The 22,515-nt window shown below is 68.4% G+C and carries 17 protein-coding genes; 9 read left to right on the top strand and 8 right to left on the bottom strand.

All coding sequences use genetic code 11. The annotated features are described in order from the left end of the window. Nucleotides 1–69: 69 nt before the first annotated feature. A complete protein-coding gene (locus DID96_RS21335) occupies nt 70–2,316 on the bottom strand; it encodes a hybrid sensor histidine kinase/response regulator (protein WP_124601250.1) in 2,247 nt (748 codons plus the stop codon). Between the two features lie 494 nt (nt 2,317–2,810). Between DID96_RS21335 and DID96_RS21325 the strand changes: the two genes are divergently transcribed. Genes DID96_RS21325 through DID96_RS21315 form a run of 3 tightly spaced genes read left to right on the top strand, consistent with a single transcriptional unit; the run spans nt 2,811 to nt 4,778 of the window. Then, nucleotides 2,811–3,179 (top strand): response regulator, encoded by a 369-nt coding sequence (locus DID96_RS21325; RefSeq protein WP_124601249.1) that lies wholly within the window; start codon nt 2,811–2,813, stop codon nt 3,177–3,179. Next, nucleotides 3,172–3,837: a chemotaxis protein CheC gene (locus DID96_RS21320; RefSeq protein WP_124601248.1), complete on the top strand. Its 666-nt coding sequence runs from the start codon at nt 3,172–3,174 to the stop codon at nt 3,835–3,837. The genes DID96_RS21325 and DID96_RS21320 overlap by 8 nt, the downstream gene beginning before the upstream one ends. Further along, entirely contained in the window at nt 3,834–4,778 is a 945-nt protein-coding gene (locus DID96_RS21315; RefSeq protein WP_124601247.1) for a diguanylate cyclase, read from the top strand. The genes DID96_RS21320 and DID96_RS21315 overlap by 4 nt, the downstream gene beginning before the upstream one ends. Nucleotides 4,779–4,782: 4 nt before the next feature. On the opposite strand, the gene DID96_RS21310 is transcribed toward DID96_RS21315, so the two are convergent. Then, nucleotides 4,783–5,679 (bottom strand): alpha/beta fold hydrolase, encoded by an 897-nt coding sequence (locus DID96_RS21310; protein ID WP_124601246.1) that lies wholly within the window; start codon nt 5,677–5,679, stop codon nt 4,783–4,785. A 182-nt stretch (nt 5,680–5,861) separates the two neighbouring features. Between DID96_RS21310 and DID96_RS21305 the strand changes: the two genes are divergently transcribed. From DID96_RS21305 to DID96_RS21280, 5 genes are all read left to right on the top strand, one after another. Further along, nucleotides 5,862–6,194 carry a hypothetical protein gene (locus DID96_RS21305; protein WP_124601245.1) on the top strand — a complete coding sequence of 111 codons (333 nt, stop codon included), beginning with the start codon at nt 5,862–5,864 and terminating at the stop codon, nt 6,192–6,194. A gap of 268 nt (nt 6,195–6,462) precedes the next feature. After that, nucleotides 6,463–7,311 carry a presqualene diphosphate synthase HpnD gene (gene hpnD, locus DID96_RS21295; protein ID WP_124601243.1) on the top strand — a complete coding sequence of 283 codons (849 nt, stop codon included), beginning with the start codon at nt 6,463–6,465 and terminating at the stop codon, nt 7,309–7,311. 4 nt (nt 7,312–7,315) lie between these two features. Continuing rightward, nucleotides 7,316–8,569: a hydroxysqualene dehydroxylase HpnE gene (gene hpnE / locus DID96_RS21290; protein ID WP_124601242.1), complete on the top strand. Its 1,254-nt coding sequence runs from the start codon at nt 7,316–7,318 to the stop codon at nt 8,567–8,569. 11 nt (nt 8,570–8,580) lie between these two features. Next, complete coding sequence (gene shc / locus DID96_RS21285) at nt 8,581–10,554, top strand: squalene--hopene cyclase (RefSeq protein ID WP_124601241.1); 1,974 nt, start codon at nt 8,581–8,583, stop codon at nt 10,552–10,554. Nucleotides 10,555–10,557: 3 nt separating this feature from the next. Next, the gene (locus tag DID96_RS21280) at nt 10,558–11,265 is read left to right on the top strand and encodes a phosphorylase (RefSeq protein ID WP_124601240.1); all 708 of its coding nucleotides are present in this window, start codon (nt 10,558–10,560) and stop codon (nt 11,263–11,265) included. Between the two features lie 153 nt (nt 11,266–11,418). On the opposite strand, the gene DID96_RS21275 is transcribed toward DID96_RS21280, so the two are convergent. Both DID96_RS21275 and DID96_RS21270 read right to left on the bottom strand, forming a co-directional pair. Beyond that, nucleotides 11,419–12,348, bottom strand: coding sequence for a VacJ family lipoprotein (locus DID96_RS21275; protein ID WP_124601239.1), 930 nt, complete (start codon nt 12,346–12,348; stop codon nt 11,419–11,421). Then, a complete protein-coding gene (locus DID96_RS21270) occupies nt 12,341–14,974 on the bottom strand; it encodes an MMPL family transporter (RefSeq protein ID WP_124601238.1) in 2,634 nt (877 codons plus the stop codon). The genes DID96_RS21275 and DID96_RS21270 overlap by 8 nt, the downstream gene beginning before the upstream one ends. A 366-nt stretch (nt 14,975–15,340) precedes the next feature. Between DID96_RS21270 and DID96_RS21265 the strand changes: the two genes are divergently transcribed. Beyond that, nucleotides 15,341–15,937: a phospholipid-binding protein MlaC gene (locus tag DID96_RS21265; protein ID WP_124601237.1), complete on the top strand. Its 597-nt coding sequence runs from the start codon at nt 15,341–15,343 to the stop codon at nt 15,935–15,937. A 99-nt stretch (nt 15,938–16,036) separates the two neighbouring features. On the opposite strand, the gene DID96_RS21260 is transcribed toward DID96_RS21265, so the two are convergent. The 4 genes from DID96_RS21260 to DID96_RS21245 all read right to left on the bottom strand — a co-directional run bounded on the left by DID96_RS21260 (nt 16,037) and on the right by DID96_RS21245 (nt 22,481). Continuing rightward, nucleotides 16,037–16,642, bottom strand: coding sequence for a response regulator transcription factor (locus DID96_RS21260; protein ID WP_185732319.1), 606 nt, complete (start codon nt 16,640–16,642; stop codon nt 16,037–16,039). A gap of 129 nt (nt 16,643–16,771) precedes the next feature. After that, entirely contained in the window at nt 16,772–18,154 is a 1,383-nt protein-coding gene (locus DID96_RS21255; protein ID WP_124601236.1) for a cache domain-containing protein, read from the bottom strand. A gap of 137 nt (nt 18,155–18,291) precedes the next feature. Then, the gene (locus tag DID96_RS21250) at nt 18,292–19,848 is read right to left on the bottom strand and encodes a sensor domain-containing diguanylate cyclase (protein ID WP_124601235.1); all 1,557 of its coding nucleotides are present in this window, start codon (nt 19,846–19,848) and stop codon (nt 18,292–18,294) included. A 458-nt stretch (nt 19,849–20,306) separates the two neighbouring features. Next, a complete protein-coding gene (locus DID96_RS21245) occupies nt 20,307–22,481 on the bottom strand; it encodes a malate synthase G (RefSeq protein WP_124601234.1) in 2,175 nt (724 codons plus the stop codon). Between the last annotated feature and the right edge of the window lie 34 nt (nt 22,482–22,515).

The following is a 22,515-nucleotide window of genomic DNA, read 5'->3' as shown; positions in this document are numbered from 1 at the left end:
TTCGAGAAACGAGTCTCCGAATCCTCGTTTTACTCCAGGGGGCTTACTTTCACGGCCCTTCCATAGTATCTAGATCCCCGCGTGCTTCGCGTCGCGCGCGTCGCGTACGCCCTGCAGGATTTCGTCGAGCAGCGCGATGTCGAACGGCTTCGACAACACGCGCAGGTTGACGCCGCGCGTGCGGTCGAGCTCCTCCGCATAGCCCGTCACGAGGATGACGGGCAGTTTTTCCGGGCGGCATCCGATCGCTTCCGCGAGATCGATGCCGTTGAGGCGGCCCGGCATGTGGATGTCCGAAATCACGAGGTCGAAGCGCTCGTGCGCCGACGCGTCTTCGACCAGCCGCAGCGCGTCGTCGGCGGATGCCGCGTAGGTGACACGGTGTCCGAGTAGCGTGAGCAGCGCCTCCGTGCCGGCGGCGACTTCGCTGTTGTCCTCGACGAGCAGCACGTTCAGGCCGGCCGCCGGGCTCGCATCGTGCGCATGCGCGGCGGCAAGCGCTGGCCGCGCGACCAGGTCCGCCGCGCTCGCGCGCGGCAGGTAGAGCCGCACGGACGTGCCTGCGCCCACCGCGCTGTCGATCGTCGCCAGGCCGCCCGAGCGTTCGCAGAACGCGAACACCTGCGGCAGCCCGAGCCCGGTGCCCATCCCCTGGGTCTTCGTCGTGAACAGCGGCTCGAATGCGCGCGCGAGCACGTCGGGCGCCATGCCGGCGCCCGTATCGTCGAGCGAGATCTGCACGAAATCGCCGGTCAGCGGAAAGCCGTCTTCGCGGCGGAACGTCACGTTGCGCGCGTCGACGGTGAAGCGGCCGCCGGTCGGCATCGCGTCGCGCGCATTGACGGCCAGGTTGATGACCGCGAGCTCGAGCTCGGCCACGTCCACGCGGATCGGCCACACGCCGGGGGCGATCGCGACGATCAGCGACGATTTCGAGCCGAGCGACGTCTTCAGCAGTTCGCGGCAGGTGCCGACCCACTGCCCGACGTCGATCGTCTCGTTGTGCAGCGGCTGCTTGCGCGCAACGCCGAGCAGCTGGCGCGTCAGCGACTGTCCGTTCTTCAGCGCGCGCTCGATCGCGCCGAGCTCGATGTCGAGATGCTGAACGCCGCGACGCCGCACGATCTGCACGTTGCTCGAGATGATCATCAGCAGGTTGTTGAAGTCGTGCGCGACGCTGCCGACCAGATTGCCGAGCGCCTGCATCTTGCGCGACTGCCGGTATGCCGATTCGATCGAGCGCCGCATCGACGCTTCGGCCTGCCAGCGATCCCACGCCTCCTCTTCCGCCTTGAGGCGCTTGAGCGACAGCCAGATCACGCACCACAGCGCGAACGACGGCGCGAACATCGACGCGAACAGTACGCTCAGGTGTTCGTACCATTCACGCCAGATCGCCGAGGTCCGGTAGGCGCACGACACGTACACCGGATAGCTGCCGACCTGCCGGTACGCGACGATCTCGCTGCCCGCGTCGTGACGCACGCGCACGACGCCCGCGCGCGGGTCGGTCCGCTCGCCGTCCGGCAGCAGCACCTGTTCGGCAAGCGCGGCGGCCGGCTGCGGCGGATACGACGCGAGCACGGCGCCGTCGGTCCGCGTGAGCGCCATCGTCATCGGCGTTTTCGCGCCGCCGAGCAGGTCGCGGTAGAACGCGTTGAAATACGACGACTTCAGCGCGATCGACACCATGCCGGCGAACGTCCCGTCGCTGTGGCGCCGCGCGACACCCGTATTGAACACGGGAATGTTCTCGAGCTTGAGCGGCCCCATCATCAGGCGCGAGATGTGTTCGATGACCTTGCCGTCGCGGATGCCGATGAAGTCGTCGCGTTTCGCGATCGACGCGTACGGCGCCGGGTAGTAGAGGCTGTTCGCGAGCAGCATCCCGCTCGCACCGAAGATCGACACGGCCGCGACCTGCGGGTAGCCGCCGCCGACCGTGTTGAGCGCATCGTGAATGTCGGATTCGTGCTGCCGCACCGTCGAGTCGTCCAGGTCCTGCACGAGATCGACGATGCGCGCATCGAGCGTTTCGCTCAGGTCGAACACCTTGAGCGCGTGCTCCTCGGCGACGCGCACGGTGCGCATCGTCACGTCGCTCGCGGCGGCCTCGCGCGCCTTCAGATCGTTGTAGGCCATCACCGACACATAGATGCACGGCAGCACGATCGCCGCGATCAGCAGCACGATCAGCGTCACGCGGCGGACCGCGAAATCGTGTTCGGGAGCGCCGGACGCGTAGGTCCCGTCGTCCTCCTGCCAATCGTCGGCGGAAGCGTGGTCGCGGGAGTCGGCGGGCCGTTCGGACGTCATCGGAGGGAAAAGGGTGAAACGAAGGTGCCTGCCATCATAAACGAGTTGCGCCCGCCCCCCGCCGCCCACTCGACGCCTCCTCGACGCGCGAGGCCCGCGCGACCCTGACGGTTCCTACAGGGTGAATTCGTCAGATTGAAAACGCGACGAATCCGGAAGCGCAAACGTACACAAAGGAAAATTTTGCGTCTCGATCGCGAAATTGGTTGCACCTGTTTTCCGAATGCCGCGTGATCGGATGGATTTTGTCCGAAACCGTGAATATGGAGAGTTGCACCGCACCGGTTTTACTCAGAGAATCGCGCCTTGCTTTCCCTGACAGATACGCGCCCGCCGAGCACCGCTCGCGGCCCGCGTCGCACGCGAATCGCGCGGCGGCGCCCGCCGCCCGGCCGTCCGGCGGAATGCCTGAGCCGGTTCGTGCGAGGCCTCAAGAAGTGCGCGACGCGGCCGTTAACGCGAGAGAGACCATTCCGCATACCGCTCCGCCCGCCATGCCTTTGCCGATTGTGATTGCCGACGATTCGCTGCTCGCTCGCAAGTTGTTGACGAAGGCCTTACCGGGGGACTGGGACGTCGACGTCGCGTATGCCGCGAACGGCCGCGAGGCACTGGCGCTCTATCGTGACGGCAAGGCTTCCGTGATGTTTCTCGACCTGACGATGCCCGACATGAGCGGCTATCAGGTGCTGGAGACGTTGCGCCACGAGGATTTGAACACGTTCGTGATCGTGGTATCCGCCGATATCCAGCCGCAGGCGCGCGAGCGCGTGCTCGAGCTCGGCGCGATCGCGTTCGTCGCGAAGCCCGTGACGTTGGAGGCGTTGCTGCCCATTCTCAAGGAGTATGGGTTGTATGCCTGAATCGGTGTTCACGGCGGAGCAACGCGACGCGTTGCAGGAAATCGCCAATCTCGCGATGGGCCGCGCCGCGGCGCGCCTCGCGTTGCTGCTCGGCCGCTTCATCGAGCTGTCGGTGCCGCGCGTGCGCATCGTGCATGCGGTCAATGCGGGCAATGCGCTGCGCGAGATGACGGGCATACACGAGAACGTGACCGCCGTGCGCCAGGGGTTCAGGTCCGACATCAAGGGTGAAGCGCTCGTGCTGTGCCGCAGCGCGGGCGTCCCGCGACTCGTGTCGCTCGTCGACCGCACGTTCGGCGACGGCGCATGGGGCGCGCGTGCGGCGGACGACGGCGACCCGGCCGCGCGCGGCGAGGTTGCGAGCCACGACGAACTCGTGTTCGACGTCGCGAACGTGCTGATTGGCGCGTGCGTCGCGTCGATCCTCGACGAGCTCGGCCGCACGCCGGTGTTCTTTCCGCCGGGCCTGCTCGGTGCCGACATGTCGTTCGACGACGTATTCCAGCCGACCGTGCTCGCATGGAGCGTTGCGCTGCTGCTCGAGGTGAACTTCGGGCTCGAGGGCGACGGCTTCCGCGCGCATTTCGTGATGCTGATGGCCGAGGATTCGATCCGGTTGATGGGCGACGCGCTCGACGCGTTGCTGTCCGCGCTATGACTGTCACCACCTCTTCCGCTTCGCTGAGCGATCTCGTGATCGAACGGGTCGGGTTCGGCCTGTTCGTGCTCGATCGCGCGATGAACGTGCTGATGTGGAATCGCTTCATGCAGGACCACAGCGGCGTCGCCGCGGCCGACGTGATCGGCCGCAACCTGTTCGACAGCTTTCCGGACCTGCCGCGCGCGTGGCTCGCGCGCAAGCTCGAGAGCGTGTTTCAGCTCGGCAGCTTTGCGTTCAGCTCGTGGGAGCAGCGCCCGTACCTGTTCCGCTTCGAGCACGACCGGCCGATCACGGGGGGCGTCGACTTCATGCAGCAGGACTGCACGTTCATGCCGCTCACGCGCGGGCGCGAAGTCGAGGCGGTGTGCGTGACGATCTCGGATGTCACGCACGTCAGCGTGATGCAGCGCGAGCGCGAAGAGGCGGTCGCGAAGCTGCGCGAGCATGCGAACCTCGACGGCCTGACCGGCATCGCGAACCGGCGCTATTTCGAGGCGCGGCTGCACGACGAGTACGCGCGCTGGCAGCGCTACGGCGGCAACCTGTCGGTGCTGCTGTTCGACCTCGACCACTTCAAGACGATCAACGACCGCTTCGGCCACGCGGTCGGCGACACGGTGTTGCGCGAGATGGCGCAGCGCGTTACCGCGATCGTGCGCGCGCAGGACACGTTCGGCCGCTTCGGCGGCGAGGAATTCGCGCTGCTGCTGCCGTGCACGGATCTCGACGAAGCGATGCTGGTCGCGGAGAAGGTGCGTTGCGAGATCAGTCGTGCGCCGGTCGAGGCCGAAGGCGTGAGCGTGCCGGTGACGGCGAGCGTCGGCGCCGCGTGCGCGCGGCCGGGCGCGTTGACTTACGACATCATCGTCAACGAGGCCGACGCCGCGCTCTATCGCGCGAAGCGGCTCGGCCGCGATCGTTCGGTGGCCTACGCATAGATTTTCAGCTCTTCGCGATGTCGGCCAGCACGCCAGCGAGCACCGCCGGCTGCGAGATGTACGGCGAGTGGCTGCTGTCGAGCTGGTGCACGTGCGTCGGGTTGTCCGGTGCGAACGCGTCGGCTTCGTCGATGAAGCGCTGCTGCAGCGCGGGCAGGATCACGCGGTCCTGCAGGCACTTGATGTAGTGCCGGTCGATCGCGCCCCAGCGCGCGGCGGTGGTCGGGATCGCGGTCGCGAACGGCGCGGCCGGCACGTCGCAGCTCATCAGGTTCGCCACCGCCTCGTATTCCGCCTGCGACACGTCGTCGAACAGCGCTTGCCTGGCCGTCGCGTGATACGCGGCGTCGTCGCTGCGCGGATCGATGCGCAGCGCACCGGCCGTGCGCGGGCTTGCGAGCATCAGCTGGCCGAGCATCTCGCCCCGGTTTTCCGGCGCGCGCACGTAGTCGAGGCCCGGCACGCCCGATGCGGGCATGAACGCCGCGAGATAGACGATCTTCGCAATCTTCTCGGGCATCCGCTCGGCGGCCGCGGTGATCGCGAGGCCGCCCATGCTGTGGCCGACGAGGACGACCTTGCCATGGCCGAGCGCATACGCGTCGTCGACGGCCTGCATCACCTGCGACGCATAGTCGTCGAGCGTCGTGTTCGCAACCGGCGACGGCTCGGCGCCGAACGCTTCCTTGTCGAGCGGACGCTTGAAGTACGACGCGGGAAAGCGCGCGTTGATCCCGTGCGCGGGCAGGTCGCGCGCGATCGACAGGTGGCCGCGCGCGGCGAGCGCGGCCGCGACGTGCGCGTAGCACCACGCACCTTGCCATGCGCCATGCACGAGCACGAAGACGGGGTGGGCGGACTGCTGGGATGCGGGCGAAGCGGCGGTCAAGTTCGTCTCCATCGGTTCTCGGGGGGTTATGATTTTCAGATAAGGCATCATCTTAGACGAACCCGCGCGGGCCAAGCGGCGGCGGCCTGCGGCAATATGGCCCTCAATGTGTCGCACAGGCCACATTTCGTTCTGATCTGATTTGAATTCGCATCGGATCGCGTTAATTTGATGTTTTGAACCGATCGCGCCCCATGAACGTCGACTATCTCTTCTACCGGAAACCCGACAAGCCGGGCCCCTATTCGCTCGACGACCTCGGCGACGTCGCGCCGCCGATCGGCGCAAGTGCCGCGGTACGCGCGGGCATCACGCGCGTGTTCGAGCAGATCGACTGGCAGGAATCCCCCGACGTGCCCGGCGCCTGGTTCGGCACCGGCGGCCCGTTGTTCCAGTTCACCGCGGAACCCGACGGCCGCGTGACGAGTTTCATGGGTTCGCGGCTCGAGCGCCGCGCGATGCTGCTGCTGACACGCGAAATGGGGCTGATTGCGCTCGACCTGCAGCGTGACGTCGTGTACGGCTAGGTGCGGGCTGCAACGCATAGCCCGTCACCCGCAGCGGCCCGCTGCGCGCGGCTTGCGCGGCCGCTAGCGCCGCGGCGCGGCGCGGTGGCCAACCCGCCATCGACCTTCAAAGATTGCTATACTTTCGGCCAATTCCGGCTTCCGGCCGGTAATTTGTGCCTGTCTGCGTCGAACGTTCGCACATCTCGCACGTAATTGACGCCTTTACCATCCCAGCCGGGCATGGCTTCTTCAATCGCCCCGCGTGGGCGTCTCCGTGGAGCTCGTCTTGGCCGTTTCCAATCTCGTCGTGGACGAACAAGAAACCGACGCCGCTGCCGTCACATCGGGCAGTTCTTTTTATCTCGCGATGCGCATCCTGCCGGCCGCGCAACGCGACGCGATGTTCCAGGTGTATGCGTTCTGCCGCGCGGTCGACGACATCGCCGACAGCGACCTGCCGCGCGCCGAGCGCGCCGCCGGCCTCGAGCGCTGGCGCGCGGACATCGACGCGTGCTTCGCCGGCCAGCCGCCGCGCCATCTCGCGGCGCTCACGCGCGAGATCCGCGCGTTCGACCTGAAGCGCGACGATTTCCACGCGATGATCGACGGGATGGCGATGGACGCCGCCGAAGACATCTGCGCGCCCGACGAACCGACGCTCGACCTCTATTGCGACCGCGTCGCGAGCGCGGCCGGCCGTCTGTCGGTGAGGATTTTCGGGATGCCGGAGGCCGAAGGGATCACGCTGTCGCACCATCTCGGCCGCGCGCTGCAACTGACCAACATCCTGCGCGACATCGACGAGGATGCCGGGATCAACCGCTGCTACCTGCCGCGCGAACTGCTTGCGCGCGAAGGCATCGCGATCACCGATCCGGTGACGATCGCGCGCGCGCCGGCGCTGCCGCGCGTGTGCGCGACGCTCGTCGAGCGCGCGCTCGAGCATTTCCGGCAGGCGGACGCGGTGATGGATACCTGCGCTCGCGCGCAGGTGAAGGCGCCGCGCATCATGTCGGGCGCATACCGCTGCATTCTCGAGGCCGCGATCGCCCGCGGCTTCGACGCGCCGCGCGAGCCGATCCGCAAGCCGAAGGCGCGCATGCTGATGATCGCCGCGCGCTACGCGCTGTTCTGAGCCGATGCCCAGAACCGTCCACGTGGTCGGGGCAGGACTCGCGGGCCTGTCGGCCGCCGTCGAGCTGCAACGCCGCGGGCGCCGCATCGTGCTGCACGATGCGCACGCGCAGCCGGGCGGACGCTGCCGCTCGTGGTTCGACGGCACGCTGAACGCGACGATCGACAGCGGGCTGCATCTGGTGTTCGCAGGACAGCCGTCGACGCAGCGCTATCTGCGCGCGATCGGCGCGGCCGATCAGCTGTCCGGGCCCGCGCTGCCTGAATTTCCGGTGGCCGACGTCACGTCGCAGCAGCGCTGGACGCTGCGTTTCGGCAACGGCCACTGGCCGTCCTGGCTGTTCGACGCCGCGTCGCGGGCGCCGGGCACGACGCCGCTCGATTATCTGTCGCTCGCGCCGCTCGCGTTCGCGCGCACGGGCCGCTCACTCGCACAGACGATGCGATGCGACGGCGTGCTGTGGGATCGTTGGCTGCGGCCGTTTTTCCTCGGCGCGCTGAATGTCGAGCCGCGCCACGCGACGGCCGAACTGGCGCGCGCGGTGGTGTGCGGCACATTCGCCGCGGGCGGGCCTGCGTGCCGCCCGCTGTTCGCGCGTCACGGGCTCGGCAGCGCGTTCGTCGAGCCCGCGCTGCGGATGCTGCAGCATGGCGGCGCGACGATCCGGCTGCGTTCGCGTCTCGACGCGCTCGAATTCGGCGCGCGCGGCCACGCGGTCGACGCGCTGGTGATCGACGGCGAGCGCGTCGATCTCGCGCCGGGCGATGCGGTCGTGCTGGCCGTCCCGCCCGACGTCGCGCAGCCGCTCGTGCCCGACCTGAGCGCGCCGGATACGTACAGCGCGGTCGTCACCGCGTATTTCGCGGCCGAACCGGCGCCGGGCTGCGCGCTGTACACGACGGTCGTCAACGGTGCCGTCGACGCGGTGCGGGCGGCCGATGGCCAGCTCGCCGCGACGATCCGCGACGCAGCCGGCTGGCTCGAGCTGCCGCGCGACACGCTCGCGCAGACGATCTGGCAGGACATCGCGCGCGTGACGGGCGCACGCGCGGAAACCTTGCCCCCGTGGCAGCTCGTCGTCGAGCCGCGCGCGGGTTTTGCGGCGGTGCCGTCGCAGGAAATGAAACGTCCGGCTGCGCGTACGCGCTGGACCAATCTCGTGCTGGCGGGCGACTGGATTGCCACCGGCCTGCCCGCATCGATCGAGGGCGCGCTCCGTTCCGGCCAGAAGGCCGCGGACGTGCTCCAGACACAATAAGAGAGGGACCGATGAACGATCTCACCGATATGCCGACCTTGACCGCCGACACGCAGTCGGCCGGCCTCGACGCCGCCGTCGCCCGTGCGACCGACGCGTTGCTTGCCGCGCAGAACGCGGACGGACACTGGGTCTACGAACTCGAAGCGGATTCGACGATTCCGGCCGAGTACATCCTGCTCGTCCACTACCTCGGCGAAACGCCGAACCTCGAGCTCGAACAGAAGATCGGCCGCTATCTGCGCCGCATCCAGCAGCCGGACGGCGGCTGGCCGCTGTTCACCGACGGCGCGCCGAACATCAGCGCGAGCGTGAAGGCGTACTTCGCGCTGAAGGTGATCGGCGACGACGAGAACGCCGAGCACATGCAGCGTGCGCGCAAAGCGATCCACGCGATGGGCGGCGCCGAGATGTCGAACGTGTTCACGCGCATCCAGCTCGCGCTGTACGGTGCGATTCCGTGGCGCGCGGTGCCGATGATGCCGGTCGAGATCATGCTGCTGCCGCAGTGGTTTCCGTTCCACCTGTCGAAGGTGTCGTACTGGGCGCGCACGGTGATCGTGCCGCTGCTCGTGCTGAATGCGAAGCGGCCGATCGCGAAGAACCCGCGCGGCGTGCGCATCGACGAGCTGTTCATCGATCCGCCCGTCAACGCCGGGCTGCTGCCGCGCCAGGGCCACCAGAGCGCGGGCTGGTTCGCGTTCTTCCGCGTCGTCGATCACGCGCTGCGCGCGGTCGACGGGCTGTTCCCGAGCTACACGCGCGAACGCGCGATCCGGCAGGCGGTCGCGTTCGTCGACGAGCGCCTGAACGGCGAGGACGGCCTCGGCGCGATCTATCCGGCGATGGCCAACTCGGTGATGATGTACGCCGCGCTTGGCTATCCTGAAGACCATCCGAACCGCGCGATCGCGCGCCAGTCGGTCGAGAAGCTGCTCGTTGTGCACGGCGACGAAGCGTATTGCCAGCCGTGCCTGTCGCCGGTGTGGGATACGTCGCTCGCGGCGCACGCGCTGCTCGAGACGGGCGACCCGCGCGCGGAAGACGCCGTGGTGCGCGGCCTCGAATGGCTGCGTCCGCTGCAGATCCTCGACGTGCGCGGCGACTGGATCTCGCGCCGCCCGAACGTGCGGCCCGGCGGCTGGGCGTTCCAGTACGCGAACCCGCATTACCCGGACGTCGACGATACGGCCGTGGTCGTGATGGCGATGGACCGCGTCGAGAAGCTCCGGCATTCGGACGCGTACCGCGAGTCGATCGCGCGCGCGCGCGAGTGGGTCGTCGGCATGCAGAGCAGCGACGGCGGCTGGGGTGCGTTCGAGCCGGAAAACACGCAGTACTACCTGAACAACATCCCGTTCTCCGATCACGGCGCGCTGCTCGATCCGCCGACCGCGGACGTGTCGGGCCGCTGCCTGTCGATGCTGTCGCAGCTCGGCGAGACGGCCGCGAACAGCGAAGCGGCGCGCCGCTCGCTCGACTACATGCTGAAGGAACAGGAGCCGGACGGCAGCTGGTACGGCCGCTGGGGGATGAACTTCGTGTACGGCACGTGGACCGCGCTGTGCTCGCTGAACGCGGCCGGCCTCGGCCCGGACGATCCGCGCGTGAAGCGCGGCGCGCAGTGGCTGCTGTCGGTGCAGAACAAGGATGGCGGCTGGGGCGAGGACGGCGACAGCTACAAGCTCAACTATCGCGGCTACGAGCAGGCGCCGAGCACGGCGTCGCAGACGGCCTGGGCGCTGCTCGGCCTGATGGCGGCCGGCGAGGTGAACCATCCGGCCGTTGCGCGCGGGATCGACTACCTGATCGCCGAGCAGAACGAACATGGGCTGTGGGACGAGACGCGCTTTACGGCGACCGGCTTCCCGCGCGTGTTCTACCTGCGTTACCACGGCTATCGCAAGTTCTTCCCGCTGTGGGCGCTCGCGCGCTACCGCAACCTGAAGCGCGACAACGCGACGCGCGTGACGGTCGGGATGTGACGCGTGGCGGCATCGACGCATAACGGCACGCTGCCCGTCATCGCGGTGACGGGGATGGCGTTCGAGGCACGCATCGCGCGCGGCGACGGTGTCGAGGCCGTATTCGCCGCGCGCGCCGATCGTCTCGAGCGCGCGCTGACCGAAGCGACCGCGCACGGCTGCGCGGGCATCATCAGCTTCGGCACGGCCGGCGGGCTCGCACCCGACCTGGAGCCGGGCGCGCTCGTGATCCCGGATGCAATCGACGGGCCGTTCGGACGCGTGCAGACCGACGTCGCGTGGAGCGCGCGGCTCGTCGGCGCGCTGCACGACACGCCGGTGTGGCCGCGCGTGAAGCGCGGCGTGATGGCGGCTGTCGGCGCGCCGGTCGTCAGTGAAGAGGACAAGGCTTCGCTGTATCGCGCGAAGGGCGCGCAGGCCGTCGACATGGAGTCGCACATCGCGGCGGCGTTCGCGGCCGCGCGCGGCGTGCCGTTCGCGGTGTGCCGCGCGATCGTCGATCCGGCGTGGCGCACGCTGCCGCGCGCGGCGACAGCCGGGCTGCGCGACGACGGCAGCACGGCGATCCTGCCGATCCTGCGCGAGCTGTTGAAGCAGCCTTCGCAGCTCGGCCCGCTGCTGCAGGTCGCGGGCGATGCGCGCGCGGCGCGCACGACGCTGATCCAGGCGCGGCATGCGTTCGGGCGCGCGGGGGCGCTGCGGATCGTCTGAGCCGGCGCAAGCGCGGCCCTTCTTCCCCTCTTCCGTTCCACTCCGCCTGCGCCTGAAAGACAAAACCCCTCGTTCCGAAAAACGAGGGGTTCGTCAGCAATCAGGCGCGCTGCATCGTGCAGCGCCCCTGAGCATTTCCCGACCGATTCGACGTTACTGCGCAGCAGCTCCGCTTGCCGGCACAACCGGCGCACTCGCCGGCATCGTATTGTCCGCACCCGGATCGTTGTATTGCGGCATCCCTGGCGCGGCCGGTGCGGCCGGTGCAGCCGGTGCGTTCGCCGGCGCCCCACCCGATTCGCCCGGATCCTGATAATTCGGCAACCCGGGCGCGGCCGGCGTGTTCGCCGGCGCGCCGTCCGACTCGCCGGGCTCGTTGTAGTTCGGCAGCGCGCTCGGCGCGGACTCGCTCTTGTAGGTCAGCGACTTGCGCTGCTGCAGGTACGCGTCGCGCACGAACGAGTACGGGTCGAGCGCGGCCTGCTTCAGCAGGTCGGTCGCGCCGAGCAGGTCCGAGCGGGCGCTCACGAACTGCATCACGTACATCGGATTGCGCGCGGCCGGCTCGATGTAGTTGAGCAGGTTGAAGCGCACGTCGACCGCGCGGCCGACGCCGTCGCGGAACGTGCTCGGCCCGAACACCGGCAGCACGAGATACGGGCCGGACGGCATGCCCCAGCGGGCCATCGTGAGCCCGAAATCCTGGTGATGCTTCGGCAGGCCGGCGGGCGTCGCGATGTCGATCAGGCCGCCGACGCCGAACAACGAGTTCATCGCAACCCGCATCAGGTCTTCCGTCGCGTCGGTGATGCGCAACTGCAGCAGGTTGTTCGCGATGTTGCCGAGGTCGCCGAGGTTCGAGAAGAAGTTGCTGATTGCCGTGCGCATCGGCGTCGGCGTGATCTTCTGGTAGCCCTTCGCGATCGGCACCGCGATGTTCTGGTCGACGGTGTCGTTGAACTTGTACACCGCGCGGTTCATCGGCTCGAGCGGGTCGGCCGGATTGCGGTCGGGGCCGGTCGCGCAGCCGCTCAGCATCGCGCCTGCGGCGACGCTCGCCGCAATGATTCGCACCTTATTCATTGATTCCTTGCGATTGGTTCTTCGCGCGCTTCACGCGCGGTTTGCCCATGAGTACCGGCTGAAACACCACGGCGCCGATCAGCGTGCAAGTCAGCGCCAGCGCCAGCAGCTTGCCCATGCTCGACGTTCCCGGGTGATGCGACAGCCACAGGCTGCCGAACGCGGTCGCGGTCGTCGCGGCGCTGAACAGCACCGCATGCGTGAGGCTGGAATGCAGCAGGCCAGTCTGACCCGCGCGCCAAGCCATCACGAAATACACCTTGAATGCGACGCCGACGCCGAGCATCAGCGGCAGCGCGATGATGTTCGCGAAGTTGAGCGGCATGCCGATCAACACGCAGATCTCGAGCGTGACGATGCCCGACACGAGCAGCGGCACGAGCGTGCGCAACACGTCGCCGAACCGGCGCAGCGTGATCCACAGCAGGATCGTGATCGACACGATCGACCACAGCGCTGCATGCAGGAACGCGTTGATGATCGTATCGGCCGAATGCAGGATCGAGATCGGCCCGCCGATCGCGTTCGGCTCGACGGCCTTCACGGCAGTCACGAAGCGGCGCAGCATCGCGTCGTCGCCCGGATCGACGCCGTTCGGCACCTTCGGCGAGATCTGCACGAGCGCCTGGCCGTCCGGCGCGACCCAGTCGCGCACGATCGACGGCGGCAGCGTGTCGCGCGTGATGTCCTGCGGCTGCAGCAGCGTCGCGAGTTGATTGAGCGCGACGTGCAGCGTGTCGGAGAACGCGCGTTCGGCGCGGTCGCGCGTCGCGGCGTCGGCGGCGGCGAGCTTTGCGAGCGACGCGGACAGATGTTGCGCGGCCGCCGCGCCGGGTCCGGGGTGATCCTCGGCCGCGTAGCCGAGCAGGTCCGACACGCGCTTGAGCGCGGCGACGCGCTGCGCGTCGGTCGCGGGCGGCGCGGCGGGCTGGGTCAGCGCGGGCACCAGCTCGCTCGCGGCGGCGGCGATCGCCGCGCGTTTTTCCGGCTGGCCGGCGGGGATGAACGTCGACAGCGTCGTCGTGCGGCCGACTTCGGGCAGCGCGCCGAGGCGCTTCGCGGCCGCGTCGGCCGCGGCGAGCGACGGCGCGAGCAGCGTGACGTCGTTGACCGATGCCTCCGGCGAATCCTTCAGTGCGATCAGCGTCGCCATCGATTCGCTGTGCGGATCCTTCAGGTGCAGCGGGTTGAAGTCGAAGCGCAGGAACGCGAGCAGCGGCAGCCCGCCGATCACGACCGCGAGCGTGCCGATCAGGATCGGCTTGCGGTGCCGGTCGAGAAAATCGTCGACCGGCGCGAGCGCCGGGAAGCCAGGCGTCTTCGATTCGCCCGGCGGCGCGAACAGGCGCAGTAGCGCGGGCAGCAGCGTGAGCGTGGTCAGCAGCGCGACGAACATGCCGACGCCGGCGATCAGGCCGAGTTCGGACACGCCGCGATACGCGGTCGGGATGAACGAGAAGAAGCTCGCCGCGACCGCCGCGGTCGCGAGCGCGAGCGGCAGGCCCATCGAGTGCGCGGCGCCGATCAGCGCGTGATCGATGCGCGAGTCGCGGAAGCGCTCCTCGCGGTACTTCACGCCGTACTGGATCGAGAAATCGACGCCGAGGCCGACGAACAGCACCATGAACGCGACCGAGATCATGTTCAGCGAGCCGACCAGCATCAGGCCGAGCGCCGCGGTGACGGCGAGGCCGACGAACAGCGTGACGATCACCGAGCCGATCATCCGCTTCGAGCGCAGCGCAAGCCACAGGATGACGAGCACGGCGAACAGCGTGAGCGCGCCGTTGAGCGCCGCGCCGTCCTGCACCGATGCGAATTCGTCGTCGGCGAGCGGCTGCTCGCCGGTCAGCTGTACGACTGCGCCGAAGCGTTTCTCGAGATCGAGCGTGCGCGCGGTGTCGCGGATCGTCTGGCTCGCGGCGGCGCCCGCCTTCAGCGCGCCGTAGTTGACGAGCGGCTGCACGGTGACGAATGCGCGCGCCGGCTGGTGCGCCGCGTCGCTGTCGACGAGCGCGCGCCACGAGAACGCGGCAGGCTTGCCGGCCAGCACGTCGTCGACCGTCGCGGCGCTGCGCGCGAGCAGCTTGGCCATCCCCGGCAGCTTGACCTGGCCGGTCAGGAGCGGCTGGCCGAGCGTCGTCGACAGCGTGGTTGCGAGCCCGGTCAGGCTCGGGTTCTTCGCGAGCTCGTTGACGAGCGGGCGCGCGCTCGCGAGCTGCGACGTCGTATCCGCAACTTCCTGCGGCGACAGGAACAGCAGCCCGTTGTGCTCGAAGAACGGGCCGCCGCCCGGCTCGGCGACCTGGCCGAGGCGGCCGGCGTCGGCCTGTTTCTGCAGCGCGCCCGTCAGCGCGTGTGCGGCGGCCGTCGCGAATTCGGGGGCGGGTGCTTCGACGACCGCGAGGATCGTACCGTTGCGTTGCGGGAATGCGCGGTCGATCGACTGGCCGAGCGCGGCCCATTGCGGTTCGGCGTCGACGAGCTTGCTGATGTCCGTGTTGATCCTGAAGTGGCCGGCAACGTAGACGCCGCTCGCGGCGCCAATGATCAGCGACAGTGCGACGACCCAGATCGGGCGTCGCACCGACCACGCAACGAGTCGAATGATGAGAGAGGTCACCATGTGGCGGTGGGGTGTGGCTCGAAAAGGCAAAGTAGCCAAGTATACCGGCGCATCGTGGCGTGAGTCGTGACGTTCGGGCATTTCGGGAACGGAAGGAGATTTGTCCCGCAGCGGGGGAATCGGGGCCGGCGGCCGTTGAGGCGGGCCGGGCCGCATAATGGAACCACATAAGGGGGCCCGGCAACGGGGCCGGATGTAAGGAGGTGCTTACATGAATCGGCCCGGCGTTCGGCGCTCTTGTGACAATCCGGCGCCAAAGGTAACAGTCGGTCACCGCGCGGCAGCCGCGCGTCAGGCCCGCTATACTTGCGTCGACCGGGCGGCCTGCCGCGCCGGCCGTCTTTCCTTACCGAGTGCGATATCCGTATGAAACGTCATCTGTTTGCTTTCCTCGCCGCCGCCACCGTGTCGATTTCCGCGTTCGCGCAAAGCGCGCCGGTCGACATCGTCCGCAACGCGGTCGAGGGCACCGTTACTGCGATGAAGGCGGATCCGGCCGCCCGTGGCGGCGACATGGCGAAGGTCACGCAGGTCGTCGAGCAGCGCTTCCTGCCGGCGACGAATTTCGAGCGCACGACCCGCATCGCGGTCGGCGACGCCTGGAAGCAGGCGACGCCGCAACAGCAGCAGGAGCTGTACAAGCAATTCAAGCTGCTGATGACGCGCACCTATGCCGCGTCGCTCGCGCAGCTCGGCAGCCAGGACGCGAAGTTCTCGTTCAAGGCCGGTAGCGCATCGGGCACCGATGCGCTCGTGCAGTCGACGGTGACGACGCCGGGCGACAGCCAGTCGGTGGGCTACCGGCTCGGCAAGGTCGGCAACGACTGGAAGATCTACGACATCGACATGTCGGGCGCGTGGCTGATCCAGGTCTACCAGGGCCAGTTCAAGAGCCAGCTCGCGTCGGGCGGCGTCGACGGGCTGATCGCCTACCTGCAGAAGCACAACGCACGGACGAACTGAGCGGCAACGCGGTTCCGATGCACGAAGGGCGCCTTACTCAGGCGCCCTTTTTTGTTGCGCGCTTGTTGCACATGCGATTGCACATGCGCCGCCGCGCGCTCACCGCCGCCGATGCTCGACCGCGAACTTGATCAGCTCGGCCTGGCCTTCGATGTCGAGCTTGCGCTTCAGGTTGAGCCGGTGCGTCTCGACCGTGCGCACCGACAGCCCTGTCTGCTGCGCGATCTGCTTGCTCGACAGGCCTTGCGCGAGCGTGTCGAGGATGTCGCGTTCGCGCGGCGTCAGCCGATCGAGCGGCGACGCCGCCGCGTGCGCGTGGATCATCCGCGCGGCGAGCCCCTCGCTGAAGAATGTGTGGCCCGCGAGCACCGCGCCGATCGCGCGGACGATCTCGCTCGCCGGCGAATCCTTCAGCAGATAGCCGCTCGCGCCCGCCCGCACCGCCTGCGTCACGTATTCGACGTTGTCGTGCATCGACAGCATCAGCACGCGGATGCCCGGATGGCGTTCGTGGAAGACGCCGGCGAGCGCGATGCCGTTCATCCCGTTCATGCCGACGTCCATCAGCGCGAGATCGGGCTCGAGCGTCTCGGCGAGCGCGAGCGCCTCGTCGGCGTTGCCGGCCTCGCCGACGACGGACAGGTCGGCGGCTTCGAGCCGCATCCGCAGGCCGTCGCGCACGAGCGGATGGTCGTCGACGAGCAGCAGGCGGGCGACCGGCTCGGCGACGGGCTCGGCGACGGGCTCGGTGGCTGGCAGGTTGGCGTGGTCGTTGTCGTTGTCGGTGGCACGCATGGGCGAAGGTCTCCTGGAAATCGTTGGCGGCGCGTGAGGTCAGGCCGCCGACGTCAGCGGCACGCGCGCGGCCACCACGGTGTGGCCGACCTGCGACGTGATCGACAGCGTACCGCCGAGCGCGTCGAGGCGTTCGCGCATGTTGCGCAGGCCGATGCCGCCGCGTGCGTCGGCCTGCGAGCGCTCGGCGTCGAAGCCACAGCCGTTGTCGGCGATGGTCAGCGTGATCGCGTGAGCGCCGAGGTCGAGCGTGACGGCGGCGCGCGACGCGTGCGCGTGATGCACGATGTTGCTCAGCGCTTCCTGCGCGATCCGGAACAGCGCGGTGTTGACGGCGGCGGGCAGCGGCCGCGTGCCGCTGTGCGCGACCTGCGTGTAGCCGATGTCGATGCCGCTTTCCGCGCCGAGTTCGCGAACGAGCTGCTCGAGCGCGGCCGCAAGGCCGAGATCGTCGAGCATGGCGGGACGCAGCGCATGCGAGATGCGCCGCACTTCGCGCAGCGTGTCGCCGAGCCGCACGACGCCGGACGCGAGCGCCTGCTCGGCCGCCGGCATGCGCGCGGTGCCGCGCTCGAAGCGCGCGAGCGCCGATTCGAGCATCAGCTTCGCGGACACCATCATCTGGCTGATGCCGTCATGCAACTCGCGCGACAGCCGTGCGCGCTCCTGTTCCTGCGATTCGACCACGCGCTGCGCGAGCTGCTTGAGCTTCGCGTCCGCGCTGCGCGATTCGCTGACGTTCAGCACCAGCGCGCAGACGGAGATTGCCGCCGCGCCCGCCAGCGCGATCGCGGTGAGCCAGCTCATCGTGCGCTCGATGTTCGCGGACGCGCGTGCATCGATGCGCTGCAACGCATTGTCGACGTCGTCGAGATAGATGCCGGTGCCGACCATCCAGCCCCAGTGCTCGAGCGCGACCACGTAGCCGAGCTTCGGCGCCGGGCGCCCCGTCGACGGACGCTGCCAGATATAGCGCACATAGCCGCCGCCGTGCGACGCGGCGCTGATCAGTTGCTGGATCGTCAGGCCGCCTTGCGGGTCGCGCATCGACCAGAAATTGTGGCCGACCCGCTCGGGCTCGCGCGGATGCATCAGCGAATTGCCGTGCAGGTCGTACACGAAGAAGTAGCCGTCGGGGCCGAAATCCATTTTCTGCAGCATCGCGAGCGCCTGCATGCGCAGCAGCGCGTCGTCGCGCGCGTTGCGGCCACTCGCTTCGTACAGCGGCATGATCGAGCTCGTCGCGAGGTCGACGTAATGCCTGAGCTCGACTTCCTTGCTCGACAGGTACGCGGCCTGGATCGTCGCGTGCTGCGTGCGCGCGAGCGCCGTCGCCTGCTGGCGCACCCCGAAGCCGATGCCGGCGATCGCGAGGAGAAACGGCACGATGGCCAGAAGGAAGATCTTTGCCTTGAGTTTCATGACGGTAGGGGCCGGCCGCGCGGCGGATGCCGGCCGGTGGGCCGTGCCGGATGCGCGGTACGGCCGCGCAACGAGTCGGTATTGTCGGCGATTTTACGGGCGCGCGCGCCGGTCGGGCCGGCACGGCGCGCCCGGCGTCACGCGCGCCGGCGTTCGAGGTGCGTGGCGGCCTGCACGACCACCTTGTTGCGGCCGCCCGCTTTTGCGCAGTACAGCGCATCGTCGGCAAGTTTCAGCGCGGCCTGGACGCCGCCGTCCCATTCGGGGTAGCAGGTGGTCACGCCGATGCTCGCGGTCAGCCGGCCGAACTCGCTCGCCGCATGCTTGATCCCGAGGTCCTGGATGCTCACGCGGATCGTCTCGGCGATCGCCGCCGCGCCTTCCGGGCCGACGTCGGGCAGGATCACGACGAATTCCTCGCCGCCGTAGCGCGCCGCGTAGTCGGCCGGCCGGCGCAGGCAGCCGGCGATGCAGCGACCGACCGCCGCGAGTGCGTCGTCGCCCGCCTGGTGGCCTTGCGTGTCGTTGTAGCGCTTGAAGTGGTCGACGTCGATGAACAATAGCGACAGCACATGCTGCGAGCGTGCGGCACGGCGCCATTCGCGCTCGAGCGTGTCGTCGAGCATGCGGCGGTTGTCGAGGCCCGTGAGACCGTCAGTGCGCGCGAGCGCCTGCAGTTCGGCTTCCGCGCGATGGCGCTTGCGCAATTGCACGTCGAGCAGCCGCGACAGCGCGACGAAGCCGAGCGCGAGGGCCGCCATCGCCGAGCCGACCGGGATCGCGCGGTTGTACCACGCCGCGTAGATGTCCGATTCGGCTTCCGCGACCATGATGATCAGCGGCAGGTTGTTCAGGTGCCGGAACACGTACAGCCGCCGCACGCCATCGATCGACGCGGTGTCGCTGAAGCTGCCGTCGTTCGCGGTCATGAAGCGCTTGAACGTGCTCGCCTTGCTGATGTCGCGGCCGATGATCTTCGGGTCGTACGGCTGGCGCATCAGCATCAGGCCATCCGTCGCGATCAGCGAGATCGAGCCGCGTTTGCCGAGTGCGAGGCGCGCGAACAGGTCCTGGAAATATTCGAGCCGGATCGACATCACGGCGATGCCGCCGAACGAGCCGTCCGGGCGCGAGATGCGTCGGCTGAGCGCGACGCTCGGCGAGCCGTTGCGCAGCCTCGAATGGTAAGGATCGCTGACGTACAGGCCGATGTCCGGCCGGTCGCGGTGTATGGTGAAGTACCGTGCATCGCTGAAATTGCCGGCGCGCGGCACGTCGCTCTCGCCGTCGACCGTGATATTGCCGTTGGCGTCCATCACGTAGATGCCGCCGAGATAGCGGGCGGTCGTCGAGCGGTCGAACAGCACCTGGCGGCGCAGCGACATCGGCAGGCGCATGACTTCGGGCTGGTTCACGCCTTCGACGACAGCCTGCAGCGACAGCGAATAGATCTCGACGTTGCGCTCGATGTCCCAGGCGGCCATCAGCGCGAGGTTCTGCAGCGTGGTGCGCGCGCGCTCGCGCGCGTCGATCCGGCCTTCGTAGAGCAGGCTGCCGCACAGCAGCAACAGGATCAGCGCGATCGCCAGCCCCGAATAGAAGATCAGGTGCGGGGCGAACAGCCGGCGCAGCCGAGCGGCAGCGCGGCGTGTCAGGCCGGGCTCGCTGGGCACCGCGTAGTCGGTTTCTGCCATGGTCCAAAGATCGGTGGGCATCGCCGCGGCGCACGACGGGCGCCTCGGGCCGATGCGATTGTTCGTATGACGATATTGGCGGCGATCCGGTACGGCCGTTCATGCCGGATGACGGGCAGGCGCTGGGCGGGCGCCGCGGCCATCCTGATGTGTGTCCCCCCGATAGTGGAGAAAAAAATCCGCGGCTTGTCGGCGGCTTGCGCGGATGACAATCGCGCTTTCGCTGTCGGCGTCTACCGAAATCCGATTCCTCAGCGGTATCGGACGCAGTATAACGCGCGCGTTTGTGCGCGCGATAAATGTTGAGAATCGCCGGCGCGAATCAAATTACGCTTGATTCCAACGTGCGCGAATACGCGCTCGAGCCTTGTCAGACCGCACGCCATATGAAAACGGGCGGCCACGATGGCCGCCCGTTTCGGCGGGAACCCATGCGGGTGCGAACCCGCATGCGCCACTCAGCCTGCGCGCTGGTGCTGCTTGAACGCGAGCCGGAACTGATGCAGCAGCGGCTCGGTATAGCCGCTCGGCTGCGCGGTGCCCTGCAGCGCGAGCGCGCACGCGGCCTTGAACGCGTACGACGAATCGAAGTTGGGCGCCATCGGCCGGTAGTTCGCGTCGCCGGCGTTCTGCTGGTCGACGACGCGCGCCATCCGCTTGAACACGCCGAGCACGAAGTCTTCGGTGATCACGCCGTGGCGCAGCCAGTTCGCGATGTGCTGGCTCGAGATGCGCAGCGTCGCGCGGTCTTCCATCAGGCCGACGTTGTTGATGTCGGGCACCTTCGAGCAGCCGACGCCCTGTTCGACCCAGCGCACGACGTAGCCGAGGATGCCCTGCGCATTGTTCTCGACTTCGTGCAGGATCTCGTCTTCGCTCCATTCGGCACGCTCGACGACCGGGATCGTCAGCAGCCCTTCGAGCAGCGTGTCGCGCTCGCTCGCGTAGGCGATCTTCTCGAGTTCCTGCTGGACGGCCTGCACGTCGACGAGATGATAGTGCAGCGCATGCAGCGTCGCGGCGGTCGGCGACGGCACCCACGCGGTGTTCGCGCCCGCGCGCGGATGCGCGATCTTCTGCTCGAGCATCGCATGCATCAGGTCCGGCATCGCCCACATGCCCTTGCCGATCTGCGCGCGGCCGCGCAGGCCGGCGGCGAGGCCGGCGAGCACGTTGTTGCGCTCGTACGCGGTGATCCACGCGGACGATTTCATGTCGCCCTTGCGGATCATCGGACCCGCTTCCATCGACGAGTGCATCTCGTCGCCGGTGCGGTCGAGGAAGCCCGTGTTGATGAACGCGACGCGCGCGGCGGTGGCCGCGATGCATGCGGACAGGTTCACGCTGGTGCGGCGCTCCTCGTCCATGATGCCCATCTTCAACGTGTTGCGCGGCAGGCCGTACAGGTCCTCGACGCGCGCGAACAGCGTGTCGGAGAACGCGACTTCGACCGGGCCGTGCATCTTCGGCTTCACGATGTAGATCGAGCCCGTGCGCGAGTTGCGCTTCGACTTCAGGTCGTGCAGCGCGCACAGTGTCGTGACGACGCCGTCGAGGATGCCTTCCGGAATCTCGTGGCCGTCGCGGTCGAGCACCGCGCCGTTGGTCATCAGGTGGCCGACGTTGCGGATGAACAGCAGCGAGCGGCCGTGCAGCGTCAGCGTGCCGCCGGCGGGCGTCGTGTAGTCGCGGTCGGCGTTCAGGCGGCGCGTGAAGGTCTTGCCACCTTTCGACATTTCCTCGACGAGCGTGCCTTGCATCAGGCCGAGCCAGTTGCGATAGAGCTGCACCTTGTCTTCCGCATCGACGGCGGCGACCGAATCCTCGCAGTCGATGATCGTACTGACCGCCGCCTCGAGCACGACGTCCTTCACGTTCGCGACGTCGGTGCGCCCGATCGGCGACGACGCGTCGATCTGGATCTCGATGTGCAGCCCGTTGTGCTTCAGCAGGATCGCCGACGGCGCGTCGGCCGTACCCTGGTAGCCGGCGAACTGCGCGGGCTGCGCGAGCGTGGTGACGCCCGCGTTCGTGTCGACGGCGAGCTGGCCGTCCTGCACGCGGTAGCGCAGCGCGTCGCGGTGCGAGCCGCGCGCGAGCGGCGCCGCGTTGTCGAGCACGCCGCGCGCATAGTCGATCACGTGCTGGCCGCGCGTCGGGTTGTAGGCCGCGGTGCGTTCCGCGCCGTTGTCCTCGGGCAGCACATCGGTGCCGTACAGCGCGTCGTACAGGCTGCCCCAGCGCGCGTTCGCCGCGTTCAGCGCATAGCGCGCATTCGACAGCGGCACGACGAGCTGCGGGCCGGCTTGCTCGGCGATTTCGCTGTCGACGTTCGTGGTGGCGGCCGCGACGTTCGCGGGCGCGGGCACCAGATAGCCGATCTGCTCGAGGAACGCGCGATACGCGGCATGGTCGCGCACCGGGCCGGGGTGCGCGCGGTGCCACGTGTCGAGTTCCTGCTGCAGGCGATCGCGTTCCGCGAGCAGCTCGCGGTTGCGCGGCGCGAGGTCGTGCACCAGCGCCGAAAAGCCGCGCCAGAACGTGGCCTTGTCGATGCCGGTGCCCGGCAGCGCTTCGTTTTCGATGAACTGGCTCAGCGCTGGCGCGACTTGCAGTCCGTCATGGTCGATCATCGTGAATCCTCCCGGGGAAAGGTGGGGCGCGCGC

Source organism: Burkholderia sp. Bp8963, assembly GCF_003854275.1.
Taxonomy (GTDB): Bacteria; Pseudomonadota; Gammaproteobacteria; order Burkholderiales; family Burkholderiaceae; genus Burkholderia.
This window is presented reverse-complemented; position numbering and strand designations above follow the sequence as displayed.